This window comes from Dyadobacter endophyticus, assembly GCF_014641595.1.
Classification (GTDB): Bacteria; Bacteroidota; Bacteroidia; order Cytophagales; family Spirosomataceae; genus Dyadobacter; species Dyadobacter endophyticus.
Genome location: NZ_BMIA01000001.1, coordinates 1,439,515 through 1,455,487, shown reverse-complemented (window position 1 = coordinate 1,455,487; position 15,973 = coordinate 1,439,515). Strand labels below are relative to the sequence as shown.

The following is a 15,973-nucleotide window of genomic DNA, read 5'->3' as shown; positions in this document are numbered from 1 at the left end:
TAGGCCTTGCTGAGTTGTGTAACACTTATGGAGGTACAAGGAGACTTGGAGAAAAGATCGAATTGGCTGTTGCCATCGTATTTGCCCAAGGCCTTTTGAACAAATCTGTCTTGGAGACTAAGTTCAAAAACTATAACTTGTAAACTGAAATCGATCAAAATACGACAGAGTCGATCATTTTATCTGGTAACCTATCCAGTAACCTGGAAATTGAAGTTTGAAATACTGCTGTTTATGAGGCAGTTAGGCGATAAAAATGATTCCAGCGGGACAACCGAAAGTGCCTCAAAGGGCGCTTTTTTCGTTCAAAGAACTCATTATTGCGAGTTCTTAAAAAGATAAGCATATCATTCCGATCCAATTCAGGTCAAAGCATCTGGTAACCTTTTCGGTAACCTGCCTTGCGTACAACAGTTTGGTTAGCCTAGCCTATAAAGCCATGGATCTCCGTAGAACGGTGAATTCATCGGGCCCTTCGACCGTGCGCCCATCATATTTTTGCTTTAAGACCGCAAGATCCCGCTGCTGAATTGAAGCCTTCTCACGTGTGCACGACATGATCGTTAACAGCGCGACGGCAAAGGTCCGGACGTCCTGCAAAAAACAAATTAATCCACGAGGCATAATCCTAATATAAATTGGCCTAAGCAATTTTCAAAACGCTCGACAACCCGAAGCGAATAGTGCCTGTAATTCGGGATAAAAATACTTGCGTATCAAAACAAGGTCTGCGTTAACCAAATCCAGTTATCATCTCGTTTGGACCGCAGACATCAAAAAAGACGGTATTTCTCATCAAAAATGAAACTTTACGGCCTATGATAGCTCTGTTGTTGGCACTCGCAAATTCCGCCTGCTCGACCGACCATTGAGCAACCTGCTGTCCGCTCATTCAATACAAGTGCCTGCGGCTGAAAAAATTCTGATTGTCCGGGACGGCGGGCCGCGTAGCGTAACGATGCCCGCCATAGTTCTTTGCGGCAGCCGCGCTGACCATTTACCAAAAAACCTCAATAAATAATTTAAAAGGGTTTCCTGGATCTGGTTAGCGCAGATTCCGTGAAATGTTAAATTCACATTTAATTCCAGATTCAACCCTATAACCACAAATTAAGTATCCATGAAAGGCATCGAACCGGCACAAACTATCTTTTCACTGTGGTTGCTGAATTTAATTTTGATAACTACTTCGCCTGTTCTTGGGCAAATCCGGCGTGCCCACCCACAGAGTGATACTTACGCAGGCCTAATAACTGAATCTGAGAAGTACTTTGCAGAAAAACTAAAAACGGATAAAATTATTGGGCTCAGCGCGGCGATTATTATGGACGGCAAGGTGGTTTGGAAGGAAGGATTCGGCTATTCCGACCGACAGACCAAAGTTCCTATGACGGTTAACACCGTAGTTAATATAGGATCCGTAACAAAGACTTTTACCGCGCTTAGTGTCATGCAATTGGTAGAGCGTGGTCTTCTCGATATCCAAAAGCCGCTAACAACATATCTTCCAAATTTTCGTCCCCTGGCACGCCCGGGAATTCATCTGGATTCGATTACCGTGAAAACGCTCATTACGCACACCTCCGGCATCCAGTCAGATATATGGAAGAATTCAGATCTCGGTTCGGGAAAATACACAGACGTACTCGGTTTCATCAATCAAACCCATCTAATTTATCCGGCAGGATTGGCAGGACTATATTCGAATGCTGGCTACAACATCCTGGGGCATATGATCAAAGATGTTACCAAGACAGATTATGCAGATTACGTACATAAAAATATCTTTGGTGTTTTAGGGATGAAGCACTCAGGCTTCGCAATGGACCGGCTTAAAAATCGTACAAAAATTTATGCGTACGGCCAGCAAGCTCAAGAGTATGAATTACGGGACATTGCCTCCGGGGGTATTTACACAGATATGAACGACTTCACCAGATATGCTATCGGCCTGTTACAGGCCTACCGTGGCGAATCGACCCGGCTGCTTAGGCAAGCGACAGCAAAAGAAATGTTTTCCCTGCAAAACGGCCATGTGCCATTGGAAACAAATAAGAAAGGACTTGGCTGGTTTATGTTCCGCAATGATTCAACTTTTGCTGTATACCATGCGGGTAGCGCCGGCTTTACACATGCCAAACTACTATTGATACCCAAAAGTAATGCAGCCGTAATAGTGATGACAAATACCGCGGAAGGCGGACAGGCGGCTGAGAATTTTTGCTTTAATCTCCTACCCAGGTTCGGATTAAGTATCCCTGACCTGTTTCCTATACCTAATACCCATTCAGTAAGTACGGAAAAAGACCTGGTTGCTCTTCCTGACAGCGTGTTGGCGAGATTTTCCGGGATTTATGCCGAATCAAGCTCCTATAACGTTATTAAAATGGATAGCCACCAACTTATGCTGGTAAACGGCGGGGCAAAGATTGTGTTAAAACCCGTGAGTGAAACGGAATTCATTCCTTACGACATTAAAACCACAGACACGATTCCCAGAAGTAATCAGCGTCTGATTTTTAAAGGCATCAACGACAACATTTTTCTTTCTCGAAGAGTGAAAGGAAGGGAATACAATCTGGGATACCGCCTGACGCCGATTGATCCTGCGATATGGACGAAAAAGACTGGCATCTATGAGCATTACGGATATCAAATGTTGATTGGGGACAGTAAGTTCAAGAGCGCTGAATTGTATTTGTCAACAGACAGCGTGCTTATGCTCAGGCTGAAAACAATGGGTAGTTCTAATGAGATCCCGCTGGATGTAATCGATTCTGGTTACGCACTGACCAGTGGGGTAAATTCTGGTTTTGGAGGTTTTAACGTGAAATTCCGCGAAGATGATTCGTATCACATCCTCGAATTCGCTGGACTCAGTTTTCGAATGTCCAAGTGAATTGGATTAAATTAAAGTATAAAGTTTGTCTCCGATTTAAATCTTATGAAACGACTACGGCAATTGTAAACTTTTCGGGTCGTTTTTCGTACCTTCAAAATGACAACTCGATGCGTAAACGCGTCAAAATAAGCTAAAAGAATCGGTTACCTTTTTTGCCGGTATTCTTAAGAAATTGATATACAAGCGCTTATGGGATATAAATTGTTCCCAGCGGGATATCCTCTAGCAACTCAAATTTCATTATTCTCCCTCAAAACTTTCTTTTTTGGGACACTTCTCGAAGATAAGTATACCATTCTACTCCAAGTCTTGTCAAAGCATCCGGTAACCTTTTCAGTAACCCGCTCTGTTTGCTAGTCGAGTACGGTTTAGCTTTTGTACTCAACAGTATTAAAATCAAGCGTCAGAAGCAACCATAGCTCGTCTTACTTAGCGGTGAAGGGCTAACGCAGGACCGGACAAGATGTGCGAAAGCAATTTGACGAGTGGCCAACGGAAATCTCTAAATTCCTTCTTTCCTTAGCAACGGAAAGCATTTCCCTATCGATATCGACACGTAAATGCTGAAAAGTGCCCAATGGGGTTCATCACCTGATTCTCTTCATGTCTCATCAAGACGCACCATTGGCGAAACGTACAAGCCTTATAAATTTAAAAGGAATGGATCATTCGCTCCTAAGGGATTTAACCGGATCCAGCAGTGCGGTAGCGATGGTTTTCACACTAATCGACACCAGCACCAGCACCAGCATTGTCAACGCCGGACCGGCGAACAAATATGGCGTAAGCGACGCCCGCGTGGCATAATTATCGAGCCAGGCGCTGGCCAGAAAGTACGTCACGGGCAGACCAATAACGATAGCCAGGGTGATAAGTTTAAAATACTCCCTGGACAATAGCACCACCAGATCACTGGTCGTTGCGCCAATTACCTTCCTGATGCCGATTTCCTTCGTCCGTTTGGTAGCGGTGAATGTAGCCAACCCAAATAATCCCAGACAGGAAATCACAACCGCGATGATTGTCAGGAAACCAAAGACCTGGCGGAAGCGGTCTTCGGTTTTATACTGCTTATCATACTCGCTATCCAGAAAAAAGTAGGTGAAAGGTGAATAGGGAAAATTCGCTTCGTACACGCGTTTCAATGCGTTCAATTGCTCGGCGGGATTACCGGGCGCAAATTTCACACTCGCGTACCGGTCGAACCGGGGCGAATACAAATGGATGATGGGAATATGCGGCACTTTGGGAGAGTCATAATGGTAGTTATCGACGACCGCCCGGATCGTTGCCCGATTGCCCCATAGATCGACGCGTTTGCCGATTGCCTCCTGCGGCGTTTTGATCTCCCACAACCGGAGCGTCTCCATATTGACGATGAGCTGCCGATCGGTGGTGTCCCGAAAGCCCAGCCGGGTTGTCGCATCGAAGTTCTTGCCGGCCAATAACCGGATCGACATTTGATCGATAAATGAAGTGTCAATACCGGTAACATGATAGTTGTAATAGGTTTTCTGAGCAGCCCCCGAAAGGTTTACACCGGTGGTAGTACCCATTCCCGCCGTCCCCATTCCTGGCACGGTTTCAGAAAATGAAACGCCTTTCACCTGTGACTGCTCGAGCAGCATTTGGCGGAATTCGTTGTAATCCGGACGGATATCGGCCCCGACAGGTGCTTTTACAACCAGTGTATGGTCTATGTTGAGCCCGAGCTCCTGTTCCCGCAAGTACTTCACCTGCCTATACACGACCACGGTTTGAACCAATAAAATCAATGTCACCGCAAATTGGAAAACGACCAGCGATTTGCGAAGGAATGCTCCTTTGACCGAGGTAGAAAAGTTACCTTTCAATACCTTCACGGGCTCAAACGAGGCGAGCACAACGGCTGGATAAAAACCCGAAAGCAGCACGCTGCGCAACAGAAACGCTCCTGCGCTTTCCCAGAAAAATACATCACCCAGCACAGTAAATGTCTCCGGTAAGCCGGTGATACCGATGAATGCTGTTTGGAGCATTGCCACCATGCCGACAGCCAGCCCTCCGGCGAGCAAATTAACCAGTACCGTTTCGACCAGTACCTGCATCCGGATCTGCTGCTGGTTCGAGCCGACAGCCTTTCTCACTCCGACCTCCCTTGCCCTGTCCAGCGCCCTGGCCGTTGTTAAGTTCACATAATTTACGAAGGCGCCCAGCAGGACCAGTATCGCCACAGCGAGCAGCAAATACACCGACCTTGGGTCGCCATTTGCCTCGGTTTCAAATGTCTTGTGAGAGTAAAGATGAATATCGCCGATTTTTTGTGCGACCACACGCTCGTTGCGAAAGCGCTTCTCCTGTAACAACCGGGCGGTAAACGATTCGAGAGATTGGGCAAACGCCTCCTGAGTAGTCTGGTTAGTCAGTTGCAGATAGGTATATGCATTGTTATTGTTCCAATTGTCTTCGCTCTCGCCAAAGTCCGATAGCATCGTCGGATAAGAAAGAACCATGTCGAACTTCAAATGCGTATTCACTGGTGAATCAGGCACTACGCCCACTATTTCAACTAGAATACTACTGTTTGACCTCGGAATCTTAATCGTTTTTCCCACTACATCCAGCGTATTGAAATAGGTCCGGGCCATCGTTTCGGTCAGCACCGCCTCCCTGGGCCTGCCGAAAATCCTGCCCGCCGTACCACGCAGCAGCGGATAGTTGAATATCCGGAAAAAAGACGAATCGACCGCATACACGTTGGAAAGCTGGTAGTACCGGTCACCGATCTGCACGGCCGAAAGGCGGTTGCGCAACGGGTAAGCACGCGCATAGCTTTCGACCTCATTCATTTCCCGCAATGCCCTTGCTGCAATCGGCGGGTAAGTCTCAGCATCCTGGGCATCCACCGTTCCCCCATTCATGTAATCCATGGAAAGCCGGACCACCCGTTCCGCCAACGGGTTTTCGCGCTCGTAGCTCAGCTCGAAACGTACATATTGTGAGATAAGCAACGCTACGGCCAAGCCGGTTGCCAATCCGAACACGTTGATGAATGAAAATGTACTATTCTTCCGAAGGTTACGTAAGGCGATGATCGTGTAATTAAGGAGCATATTCCGACATTTTTTATTTACCGTAGTCACATTGCGCTGGCAGTTGGCCACTCGAAGCATATTCTAGTCATGTGAACAACAATTATACCCGACCCGATAAACGTACGAAATCGCTTTGGAGAGTACTTTTTAGTCTCTTTGCATGTCCGATTTCGCACATGCTAGTCCTATTTCGCACACGCTGATTTTCCTGAGGTTAGGAAAACTGGTAGGCCTATGAACTTGATCGGGAATACTTCAAAAGCACTAAGATAAGTCGTAGCTCCAAAGGATAAACCGTTAGACTAGCAGGTAAATGAATTGCAATTCACGGTACTCTGCAATATAATTCACCAATGCTTCTACTGAATCCCAAGAAACTATTACAACAATAATCTTCCTTTCGCAAGGATTTCGTATCTTCGAAATAGCAACTCGATGCTAAAACGCATCAAAACAAGCTAAAAGAACCGGTTACCATTTCGGTTACCTATTTTGAAAGGAATTCCAACTCGTTGATAAACAAGCGCTTTTAAGATTCAAATTGTTCCCAGCGGGATCACAGAAGAAGTAACAAAAACGCCTGCAAATCAAACGATTGCAGGCGTTTTTGTTTGCCCCTACTATACCAAAACGTTCAAATATTCTTAAAGTTTTGGTGAGTCATTCAGCCTGCAAAGTTTACCCACAAGAAAACTCGTAACAAATTGAAAATCAAGATATTCACGCCGTGAACATCTTACGCTGATTAGGCTTGCAAGACTACTTTTGTTCAACTTTTTGACCTGAAAAGGGTATGAAAACAAAACTGAGTCTGCTTTTCTATTTGAAGAAGCCGAGAAACTATCAAAAAGGCCCGGCGCTGATCTATCTGCGGATTACGGTTGAAAGTAAAAGAGCAGAATTTACGTTAATCCAATCGCATTCATAGCATAACGGTTTTAGTTAACTGATATCTTGGGCAAACCGTACAAAATCAATCACTGCACGTGTCAGCAACGGCGATATGTCGGCCACGAAGGCAGCCGTTCGCGGGCGGCGATTGTGCTCGTCGAGGTACTCCTGGGCTTCCCATCGTTCATAAAGTACAAAGCGGCTGTCGCTGCCGACGACGCGGTAAAAGTGAAATTCCACATTGCCCGGCTCCTCACGAACCAGCGGTACGAACTTTTGGAAATGCGCAATAAATTCCTCCCCACATTCCGGCCTGGTTTCGAAGGGGACAATGAGCGTGGTCAACGGGCGATGAATTTCCTTTTCGTAAGGCCTCGAAACCGGCCAGAGTTCTTCAAGGTAATTCATCTCGATCGGCGCGGTCAGGTGGTTTACTTGCAGGTCGAATGCACCCTGGGTATAAGGTTGTTTGAAATGATCCTCCAATGCCGCGCGATCCTGCCACCGTTCGAATAAATAGAAGCTGTCGGGATCGTTACTGGCCCTATAAAGCTCCATTTTGAAGTTCCCGGCTTCCGTACGCGCCCCATTTACGTCGGCCAGTAGCGCTTCCTTTGCTTTTTGCTGGCTACCGGGTTTTGCAGCAACTTTAACAAATAATGTCACCAATGGCTGCTCCCAATGGTCGTTTTGATGTAATGCTTCCATGAGCAGGGTGTTTTATTGATGAATTTCGGTTTCGGAACGTTCGGCGTACATTTTCCAGAACAGGCTGGCCAGCAATGCGGGCGAATGCGTTTCGCTTTCAGGATTGATGAACCCGGCCACGGTGAGTAATCCCACGTAAATGCCTTCGTTTTTCAGCCGCTCGTGCAGTTGGTAAGCCAGGCTTCGAACGCCCGCTTTGCCGATCGACAGCGAACCGTACGATGCAGCCGGGTTCACGCCCAAGCCGCCGCCGGTAAGCAGAAATGCACCTTGCTTTTGTTTCAAACTTTCATAAGTCGCTTGCAGGGAAGTCAATGCGCTGGCGACATTCACGGTAAATTCGCTTACCAGAAGTGCCGGATCTTCGTCCATAATGTCGACCGCCTTTACCACCGCCGCATTATAAAGCACTGCGTCGAAGCCGCCCTCCCGCGCCGCCAATGCTTCAATGGCCTCTTCCAGTTGTAATGCATTTCCGGCATCTGCGGTCGCGTGGGAAACGGTGATACCTTGTGCGCCCAGCCCTGCTTTTACCTTTTCAAGATTAGCAGCATTTCGGCTAATCAGGCTGATCGTAAAACCTTCTGCTGCAAACCGCTCGGCAACGGCCCGGCTCAATCCGGTGCCCGCGCCGATGATCAATAGTGACTTGTTCATTGTGTCTCTCTGTTTGTTTTGATAAATCAAAGTTCGCCAGAGAGGCGGGCCGGAATTTTACGAATTCTAAAGCAGGTATTATGAAATTCAAAGATGTGATTAGAAATTCCTTCTAAACTCTGCGGGCGTATACCCGGTATTCTTTTTAAAGAATAAATTGAAGCTGGGCTGCTCGGCGAAGCCTATGCTGTGGCTGATGTCCTGCAAACTCCAATCCGTTTGCACGAGCAATGCTTTGGCTTCGTCCAGGATGCGGTTGCGGATGTGCGTGCTCGCATTCTGGCCGGTGTGTTTTTTTAAAAGCTGGTTCAGGTAGTTGGGGTGTAGATGCAGGCTGCTGGCAAATTCCTTGGCGGTTTTAATGCGGATGGGGGAACTGTAATTAATGCCGGCCGTCTCCTTTTCGAGCAAATTGAAGAAATGGTGGATATGGGTAAAATCCTCAGTCACTTCGTCGGGCTTGGGATAGCGGGCTACCTTCATGCTTTCGACCATTAGCAGCTGCAAAAACGCCTGCATAGCGTCCTCGCAGAATGCACTTCTACCGATTTCCTCTTCCTGCATTTTCTCGAAATACTGGCTGATCCGCGGCACCTCATCATCGGTAAGGCGGATTACGCTCTTCGATTTTTCAGAGAATAAAGCGAATTTATCGATCACTGCTTTCAGCTGTAAATGCTGGTTGATAAACGACTTTCTAAACAACACATAATATCCGCCGGACTCGTCCGAGAGGTTTTTCCACGAAATAATGTCGTTGGGATGGATAAACAGCAATGTCGGTTCCTCGATGTAATAGGTATTGAGGCCCATTGTAAAAACGCCTGTGCCTTTGGTAATGAGCAGGATTTTGTAAAACTCCCGCCGGTTTGGCGACAGATAGTTCCTGCATTCGTGCTGCTCCCTGTTGAAAACCCGGATCGTCCAGTCGTCGTAATATTCGCGGAAAACGGGGATCATATCGGGCAAATCGCGCAGGGTGTCTATCACTTTGCTGTCCAGGGTTGTCTTGATCATAGCCGGTCGTAAGAGGTTTATACAAATTTATTCAAAATACGCGCAAAAGCACCTGACGGTTGCCAGGTGCTTTTGCTTAAGCCTTAAAATCACAACTTAGTGTAGTGTCCTCCCAGGCCGAATAATCGGCGGCGAGTTCGGCGAGTTTCCCGCGGGCTCCATCCAATGCATCACGCCCGAGCAAGAGGCGCAGCGGAGGCCTGGCGGCTTCCACCACCTCGATGATCGCCAGCGCGGCCAATGCGGGATCCCCTTCCTGCTTGCCGCTGATCCCGCGCACCCATTGTTTGGTGACCTCGGAGGTAGCGGCGTAATCCGCGATCACCAAAGGGCTATCCTTGGCCGAGCGCCCGGCCCAGTCGGTGCGGAAGTTGCCCGGCGCGACGATTGTCACCTTAATACCCAATGGGTTCACCTCTTTGAAAAGTGCCTCCGAAAGGCCATCGACCGCATATTTGGTGGCATGATAGTAGCCCAGCGACGGGAAGGATTTCAGCCCGCCGATGGACGAAATATTGATGATGTGCCCACTGCGCTGGGCCCGCATGACAGGTAATACCTGCCGGGTCATTTCACTCAGGCCCCAGAAGTTCACCTCGAACATCCGGCGGATGTCGGCCTCTTCACTTTCTTCCACGGCAGCAAAATAGCCGATGCCCGCATTATTGACCAGCACATCGATCCGCCCGAACTTTTCCAGGACGATTGTCACGGCGGAGCGTACCTGGTCGTAGTCCGTCACGTCCAGCTGCACGGGGAACGCTGTATGCGGGTGCGCGTCGACCAGGTCGCGGACATCCTCCGTTTTCCGCGATGCCACGGCCACCAGATAGCCCGCTTCGAGTGTCGCATGGGCGATTGCCCTACCAAATCCGGTAGAGCAACCGGTAATCAACCATACCTTTTTCATTGTCTCAAATGGTAATATCCCATGCTTTCAACTGATGTTCTTTCAGCATGTCTTCCACGAACTGCGGAACCACATTGCGGAATTTGCCGGTGTCGGACGGTACTATACGTATCATCGCGTCGATCATTTCGGTTGGATCCAGACGGCCTTGCGGCGTGCCGAGCAACGAGTCGAAATTGGCTTTCATATCGGCACGTTTCGTGAAATTCTTCTCATCGTCGAGCCAGCGGAATGCATTCTCGGCCATGGTTTCGTTGTAGCCGGTGAGATAGGCGCCGGGGTTGATGGTTTGTACTTTGATATTATACGGTTTCAGCTCGTCGGACAGCGCCTCCGCTACGGCTTCGAGGGCGTGCTTGGTAGAAACATAAATTCCATAGCCAGAAGGTGTGAAAAGCCCGCCCATCGACGACGTGAACACGATTTTGCCCGGTTTACCCGCGTTGATCCATTTGGCCGAAAACTGCTGTGCCAGTGACAGCGGCGCGAAAACGTTCGTTTCGTAATTCCCGCGGACCAGATCAAGCGGTATCTCAAAAACAGGCCCGCTCTCGCCGATGCCTGCATTGCTGAACAGCACATCGATGTCATATTTCAGCGCGTTTGCGACATCGTATTTGTCGAGAATGTCCAGCTTTATCACTTCAACGTGGTCCTGCAAGCCCAGTTCTTTAACTTTCTTGCGCATAGCAGTAACCTGCGGCGAAATCTGAACCCCGGCAATGATGTGGTGGCCCAATTTTGCAAGGCCAAAAGCTGTTCCTTCCCCGAACCCGGAGCCCGCTCCGGTGATCAGGATTGTTTTTGTAGTTGACATGTTGTTTTTGAGTTTTGAATGATTGACCGGGTCGCCGGAGCGATGATTGATTGAACCGCCGTAGAATGAGTAAATACTTTACAGAGTGCTTCCGGCTTGGGCGATTTGGAAATCCTGGTCGGGGCTGCCTCCGGAGACACCGATGTAGGCAATGATTTGTCCCCCCGATTTGACCGGCATTCCGCCTTTGAACCCTACCAGCCCGCCGCTGGTGTTCACCATCCCGTAGGCGTGGGCTTCCGGGCGAAGGAATTCTCCCACGGCCTCGGAGTTCATGCGGAATAGCATGGCGGTCCGCGCTTTGCCGATGGCGATGTCGATCGAGCCGAGGAAGGCCTCATCCATGCGGATGAAACTTTTCAAATATCCCGCGGTATCGAGGATGGTAATGTTGGCATTCACGCCGATTTCTTTCGCTTTTTCGGCCGCCCGCTGCTGTGCCTGAAAAGCCTGGTCCAGGGTTGTCTCCATAATATTTGTGTTTGTAAGATGATACAAAGTTGCACACACACCAATGCCCGAAGAGTACGAAATCCACAGCTTGTCTTATGAATTTCAAAGATGGTCAGGGTAGCTGCCGGTAACCCTGCGGTGTCAGCCCGGTATACTTCTTAAAATAGGCGCTAAAATGGGAGCATTCTACAAATCCCAGGCGGTAACTGATTTCTTTGTTGGAAAGTTGGGTGTTTAAAAGCAGGTTTTGTGCTGCGGCGATCATCTTTTCGGCAATGCAGGCCTTGGCGGTCTTACCCGTTTTCGATTTAACCACGGCATTCAGATAATTTTCATGCAGGTTTTGCATTGCTGCGAAGTCCGACACCCGCAACTGCATTTCAGTTTGCCCTTCGGCAAGGTCACGAATGTGTTTTTCAAGGTTTCCGTAAAATGTATTTACGATCTGCGACTGCCGGTCTGTCTCCGTCCGGGGGCTGCTGCTCTCACTTAAACCTTCGTCCACTTTGAGCAGCATCCACACTAAAATACCGCCCAGTTTTCGCAGTTCGAGGTTTTTAATAGGCAGGAATACTTCATGGATTTCTTCAATGTGCTTTTTCGTGTTTTGCATAAAGCGGTATGTGTTTGAATGGACCTTTACCGCTTTACAGCATTCAATTTCGATGCCAAATCTCAATCCACTTTCATTCAATCAATTAACCAATAAATAAAACACAAACTGCCATCGGTATTTCGTCATTTGACACATACTATCGAAATATCAACACCACCATCATTTCACATGCGTGCGCCGGATGCCCAGTTTCTTCATTTTCGAATGCAATGTGGAAGCCGGCAAGCCAAGGATTTCAGCGGCGCCTCCCACGCCGGTGATCCTGCCGCTGCAATAGTTGAGCGTATCGAAAATGTGTTGCCGTTCATTCTCTTCGATGGTGACCAGGCGAAAAATAGGTTCTCCGTCTCCGTTAATCGCTGTTTTGGGCGTAGGCAAATGGATTTGTTTGATGATCGGCCCGCTTTCCAACAGTACGCTTCGCTCGATCAGATGTTCCAGCTCCCGCACATTACCCGGCCAGCTGTAGCGCTTCATTTCCAGCATCACATTATTAGTCGCTCCTTCCACTTTCATTCCTGTTTTCTTGGCAAATTTTCCAATGAAATAGTTTACCAGCATTGGAATATCCTCCTGTCTGGTTCGCAAGGGCGGCAGGTGGATCGGGAAAATGTTCAACCGGTAAAACAAGTCGCTCCTGAAACGTCCCTCCGCCATTTCCTTTTCCAAGTCACGGTTGGTGGCAGCGATAATGCGTACGTCTACTTTGATGGTCGTTTTTCCGCCCAGCCTTTCGATTTCCTTTTCCTGCAACACCCGCAACAGCTTGGCCTGCATATCTAACGGCATCTCGCCCACTTCGTCCAGAAAAAGCGTTCCCCCATGTGCTAGCTCGAATTTCCCGATGCGGCGTTCGTGAGCACCCGTAAAGCTGCCCCTTTCATGCCCGAACAGCTCGCTTTCGATCATGGTAGGCGGCAAGGCGGCGCAGTTGATCTTCACCATCAGCTTGTTTTTGCGCGAAGAATTGTTGTGAATGGCCCGAGCCACCAGCTCCTTGCCGGTTCCGGTTTCTCCCAACAGCAGCACAGTACTATCAGTGGGGCCGACGGTGCCCACCAACCGCATTACCTTCTTCACTTCCGGGCTTGCCCCAATAAAGTCGGTGGTATTGCTGGCCGTTTTAATCTCCTCCTGCAAATACACCTTTTCATCTTCCAGCTGCTGTTTGTATTGATTGATTTCCGCCAACTGCCGCATGACCTTTTCATTGGCCAGAATATTGGAAACGGCGACGGAAAGCTGGGCGCAAATGCCTTTCAGCAAGTGCGTCTCCGAGCTTTTGAACGGCTTTTTGCCACGGTTCATCAATATTGCGCCGATCGTTTCGTCGCCCATGCGCAATGGAAAACAAACCAGACTTACAAAGCCGGCCCGTTTCCAAAAACCCACATATTCAGAGCAATTCGGTTCTGCCGAAACCTCCTCCACATTGATCACAACCGTCTCCTGGGCATCGATGATTTTTTGAAAAACCGAGTCATGAATGCTGTATTTCAATGCAGCGATACGCTCATATTCAGCCTGATAGCTCTTCGACAACCCAAGATCCATCATAAAAGCGCTATGCGTCTTCCCATCCTCATCGACTTTTACAATCCCAAACTGGGTTACCGAAAAAATGTCCTTGATTTTCGCATTGACAACCTGAAAGAGATCGTCGCGGATTTTCAATGAGGCGATCTCGGTGCTCAGTGAAAGCAGGATCGTCTTCTCCCTTTCACGTTGTTCGAGCTCATCACGGCTTAGCAGATTGGACGCGGTAATGCCAAGCTGCGAGCAAATGCTTTTAAACAGTCCCAGCCGCGGTTTCATCTCCTCGATCTGGGTGTGATGAAATGTCAAAAAAGCCACCTGCTCATCGGCCAGCCGAATGGTATGGCATCCCCAACCCTTCACACCGATCGATTCCAGCATCTGCCGGTACTGCGCCGTACCAGGCAGACTCAGGTACCCTTCCAAATCGAGCAGAATGACATCCTGCGCGCTTTTGACATATCGGTGCAGGTCGTCGTTGAGGTCGTTAGGCGCATCGATCCAGCTTTGAAATTCAGGCTGTCGGGCAATCTGCGTATCGACGTCAAAAATGTAGGGCCAGCTCCACCTCCCGTCACGTGAATTGATATAAATGCAGTATTCATAAATGCCGAAGAGGTCGTTAAGTTGCTCGCCGATGATCGCCCCCAGCACATATTTATCCGTCGCCGAAGCGATCGCATTACTGAAAGCGAGAATCTTGGCCAGGTCTCTTGAAATGTCGGACATGTGTTAATGTTTGGTATAAATTAGAATTTTCTGTCCAATAAAAAATGCCCCGCACAAGTACGGAGCATGGCAGCTACGGACGCTTGTGTACTTTACTTTTTCACGACCTCAGCCAATTCAATCATATTTCCCCAGGGGTCCTGAACAAATGCGAGATTGCGGGTGATTGCTTCGAGGTAAAAAGGCTGTCCTACCACCGTCACGCCGCGCTTTTTAAGTTCGGCCAACGTCTTGTTTACATCGGATACGTGAAAACAGAGGTGATGGTAACCGCCATTTTCCAGACTTTTACCCAGGTCATCGAATTTCTCGTTTGCATTGAGCTTTCCGCCGGCGAGAATTTCCAGCCAGAAGCCATTCGTGTTTGCCGGAGCCAGGTAGGCGAGCTTTTCGTCGGCATAGTCCCACTCTTTAATTACTCTAAAATCGAGCTTTTCGGTATACCATTTAATCGCCGCCGCATAATCGGGCACGCGAATTCCGACATGATTGCCACTGATGCCGGCGAGCTCGCTTTTAGGATTGAGCGGCGGCATTTTGAAGCCGGTATCGTGGGTATGCTGTGCATTTGCAGCCATACTGAATGCGAACAGTAAAATAGAAAGTACTGCTGGTTTGAATGAAGTTTTCATGATCTCAAAAGGTTTAAGTATGTAAATAAATTGGGCGAAATCGGCTGCTAGGCCTGCACGGCTGCTTGGGCGTGAACATCATCGTGGTCAGTGCCGGTGATGACGTCATACCAGTTTTCTATATCCTTTTCAAATGCGGCTGTTTTAGAGCGAAACCTATCGAGCGTGTCGTTTCCGAGTGGCAAATGCACGGGCGGATTTTTCGCGTTCGCCAGCGTGATGAAGGCCTGAGCCAGCTTGGCCGGATCACCAGGCTGCTTGTAGCTCACTTTGGCCGCGAAGTCACGCATGACGCCGACGGTTTCGGCATAATCGGGGATGATCTGCGCGCTGCTGAAAAGTGACGATTCATCCAGGAAATTGGTGCGAAAAAATCCGGGAGCCACTACTGTTGCTTGAATGCCCAGCGGCGCCACTTCCATCGCCAATGCCTCGGTAATGCCTTCCACGGCGAACTTCGTCGAGCCATAAAGCCCCCAGCCAATGTAAGCGCCTAACCCACCAACCGACGAAATGTTGATAATATGACCCGACCGTCTGGCCCGCATCGACGGCAGCACCGCGCGGATCACATTCAAAGTTCCGAACACATTCACCTCATAATTCTGCCTGACCTCCTCGTTTGAAGCTTCCTCCACGCCAGCCAGCAAGCCGTAACCTGCATTGTTGACCAGTACATCTATCCTTCCAAACTCTGCGATCGCTGCCGACACCGCGCCAGACACTTGTTGCTCATTGGTTACGTCCATCGTCACCACGAGCAAATCAGGATTACCATTAAATCCAGCCTCAAACTCCGCCACCTTACCACGCACCGTAGCAACCACTTTATCGCCCGCTGCGAGCACTGCTTTTGTAATTTCCAACCCGAAGCCCCGTGAAGCCCCAGTGATAAACCATGTTTTTTGCGTTTTCATATTGTGATCCGTTTTTGTTGTTGTTCGATGAAACAAAATTGGTCACAATCAGCAGGCTGGGTTATATCAATAACAAAGCTGGTATTATGAATTTCAAAGATCGGAGCGGCATGG

Annotated in this window: 12 protein-coding genes; 1 reads left to right on the top strand and 11 read right to left on the bottom strand. The window is 48.6% G+C overall.

Annotated features, from left to right (window positions below; translation table 11 throughout):
* Positions 1-1,120: 1,120 nt before the first annotated feature.
* Positions 1,121-2,899: a serine hydrolase domain-containing protein gene (locus tag IEY24_RS05965; RefSeq protein WP_188929618.1), complete on the top strand. Its 1,779-nt coding sequence runs from the start codon at positions 1,121-1,123 to the stop codon at positions 2,897-2,899.
* Positions 2,900-3,567: 668 nt separating this feature from the next.
* On the opposite strand, the gene IEY24_RS05960 is transcribed toward IEY24_RS05965, so the two are convergent.
* The 11 genes from IEY24_RS05960 to IEY24_RS05910 all read right to left on the bottom strand — a co-directional run bounded on the left by IEY24_RS05960 (position 3,568) and on the right by IEY24_RS05910 (position 15,859).
* Positions 3,568-5,994: an ABC transporter permease gene (locus tag IEY24_RS05960; protein ID WP_188929616.1), complete on the bottom strand. Its 2,427-nt coding sequence runs from the start codon at positions 5,992-5,994 to the stop codon at positions 3,568-3,570.
* Between the two features lie 924 nt (positions 5,995-6,918).
* Positions 6,919-7,575, bottom strand: a complete 657-nt coding sequence (locus tag IEY24_RS05955) for a putative quinol monooxygenase (protein ID WP_188929614.1) — start codon at positions 7,573-7,575, stop codon at positions 6,919-6,921.
* Between the two features lie 12 nt (positions 7,576-7,587).
* Positions 7,588-8,232, bottom strand: coding sequence for an SDR family NAD(P)-dependent oxidoreductase (locus IEY24_RS05950; RefSeq protein WP_188929612.1), 645 nt, complete (start codon positions 8,230-8,232; stop codon positions 7,588-7,590).
* Between the two features lie 99 nt (positions 8,233-8,331).
* Entirely contained in the window at positions 8,332-9,249 is a 918-nt protein-coding gene (locus tag IEY24_RS05945; protein WP_188929611.1) for an AraC family transcriptional regulator, read from the bottom strand.
* A gap of 76 nt (positions 9,250-9,325) precedes the next feature.
* Positions 9,326-10,159 (bottom strand): oxidoreductase, encoded by an 834-nt coding sequence (locus IEY24_RS05940; protein WP_188929609.1) that lies wholly within the window; start codon positions 10,157-10,159, stop codon positions 9,326-9,328.
* Between the two features lie 4 nt (positions 10,160-10,163).
* A complete protein-coding gene (locus IEY24_RS05935) occupies positions 10,164-10,976 on the bottom strand; it encodes an SDR family oxidoreductase (protein WP_188929607.1) in 813 nt (270 codons plus the stop codon).
* Between the two features lie 78 nt (positions 10,977-11,054).
* Entirely contained in the window at positions 11,055-11,447 is a 393-nt protein-coding gene (locus IEY24_RS05930; RefSeq protein ID WP_188929604.1) for a GlcG/HbpS family heme-binding protein, read from the bottom strand.
* A gap of 94 nt (positions 11,448-11,541) precedes the next feature.
* Positions 11,542-12,042, bottom strand: a complete 501-nt coding sequence (locus IEY24_RS05925) for a helix-turn-helix domain-containing protein (RefSeq protein ID WP_188929602.1) — start codon at positions 12,040-12,042, stop codon at positions 11,542-11,544.
* Positions 12,043-12,204: 162 nt separating this feature from the next.
* Entirely contained in the window at positions 12,205-14,310 is a 2,106-nt protein-coding gene (locus IEY24_RS05920; protein WP_229221480.1) for a sigma-54-dependent Fis family transcriptional regulator, read from the bottom strand.
* A gap of 92 nt (positions 14,311-14,402) precedes the next feature.
* The gene (locus IEY24_RS05915; protein ID WP_229221469.1) at positions 14,403-14,942 is read right to left on the bottom strand and encodes a VOC family protein; all 540 of its coding nucleotides are present in this window, start codon (positions 14,940-14,942) and stop codon (positions 14,403-14,405) included.
* A 47-nt stretch (positions 14,943-14,989) separates the two neighbouring features.
* On the bottom strand, positions 14,990-15,859 hold the full coding sequence (locus IEY24_RS05910) for an oxidoreductase (protein WP_188929600.1): 870 nt from the start codon (positions 15,857-15,859) through the stop codon (positions 14,990-14,992).
* Between the last annotated feature and the right edge of the window lie 114 nt (positions 15,860-15,973).

Bases quoted from the DNA above. Each gene is read 5' to 3' on its own strand.
- IEY24_RS05965 (WP_188929618.1), top strand. From the start codon at position 1,121: ATGAAAGGCATCGAACCGGCACAAACTATCTTTTCACTGTGGTTGCTG.
- IEY24_RS05960 (WP_188929616.1), bottom strand. From the start codon at position 5,994: ATGCTCCTTAATTACACGATCATCGCCTTACGTAACCTTCGGAAGAAT.
- IEY24_RS05955 (WP_188929614.1), bottom strand. From the start codon at position 7,575: ATGGAAGCATTACATCAAAACGACCATTGGGAGCAGCCATTGGTGACA.
- IEY24_RS05950 (WP_188929612.1), bottom strand. From the start codon at position 8,232: ATGAACAAGTCACTATTGATCATCGGCGCGGGCACCGGATTGAGCCGG.
- IEY24_RS05945 (WP_188929611.1), bottom strand. From the start codon at position 9,249: ATGATCAAGACAACCCTGGACAGCAAAGTGATAGACACCCTGCGCGAT.
- IEY24_RS05940 (WP_188929609.1), bottom strand. From the start codon at position 10,159: ATGAAAAAGGTATGGTTGATTACCGGTTGCTCTACCGGATTTGGTAGG.
- IEY24_RS05935 (WP_188929607.1), bottom strand. From the start codon at position 10,976: ATGTCAACTACAAAAACAATCCTGATCACCGGAGCGGGCTCCGGGTTC.
- IEY24_RS05930 (WP_188929604.1), bottom strand. From the start codon at position 11,447: ATGGAGACAACCCTGGACCAGGCTTTTCAGGCACAGCAGCGGGCGGCC.
- IEY24_RS05925 (WP_188929602.1), bottom strand. From the start codon at position 12,042: ATGCAAAACACGAAAAAGCACATTGAAGAAATCCATGAAGTATTCCTG.
- IEY24_RS05920 (WP_229221480.1), bottom strand. From the start codon at position 14,310: ATGTCCGACATTTCAAGAGACCTGGCCAAGATTCTCGCTTTCAGTAAT.
- IEY24_RS05915 (WP_229221469.1), bottom strand. From the start codon at position 14,942: ATGAAAACTTCATTCAAACCAGCAGTACTTTCTATTTTACTGTTCGCA.
- IEY24_RS05910 (WP_188929600.1), bottom strand. From the start codon at position 15,859: ATGAAAACGCAAAAAACATGGTTTATCACTGGGGCTTCACGGGGCTTC.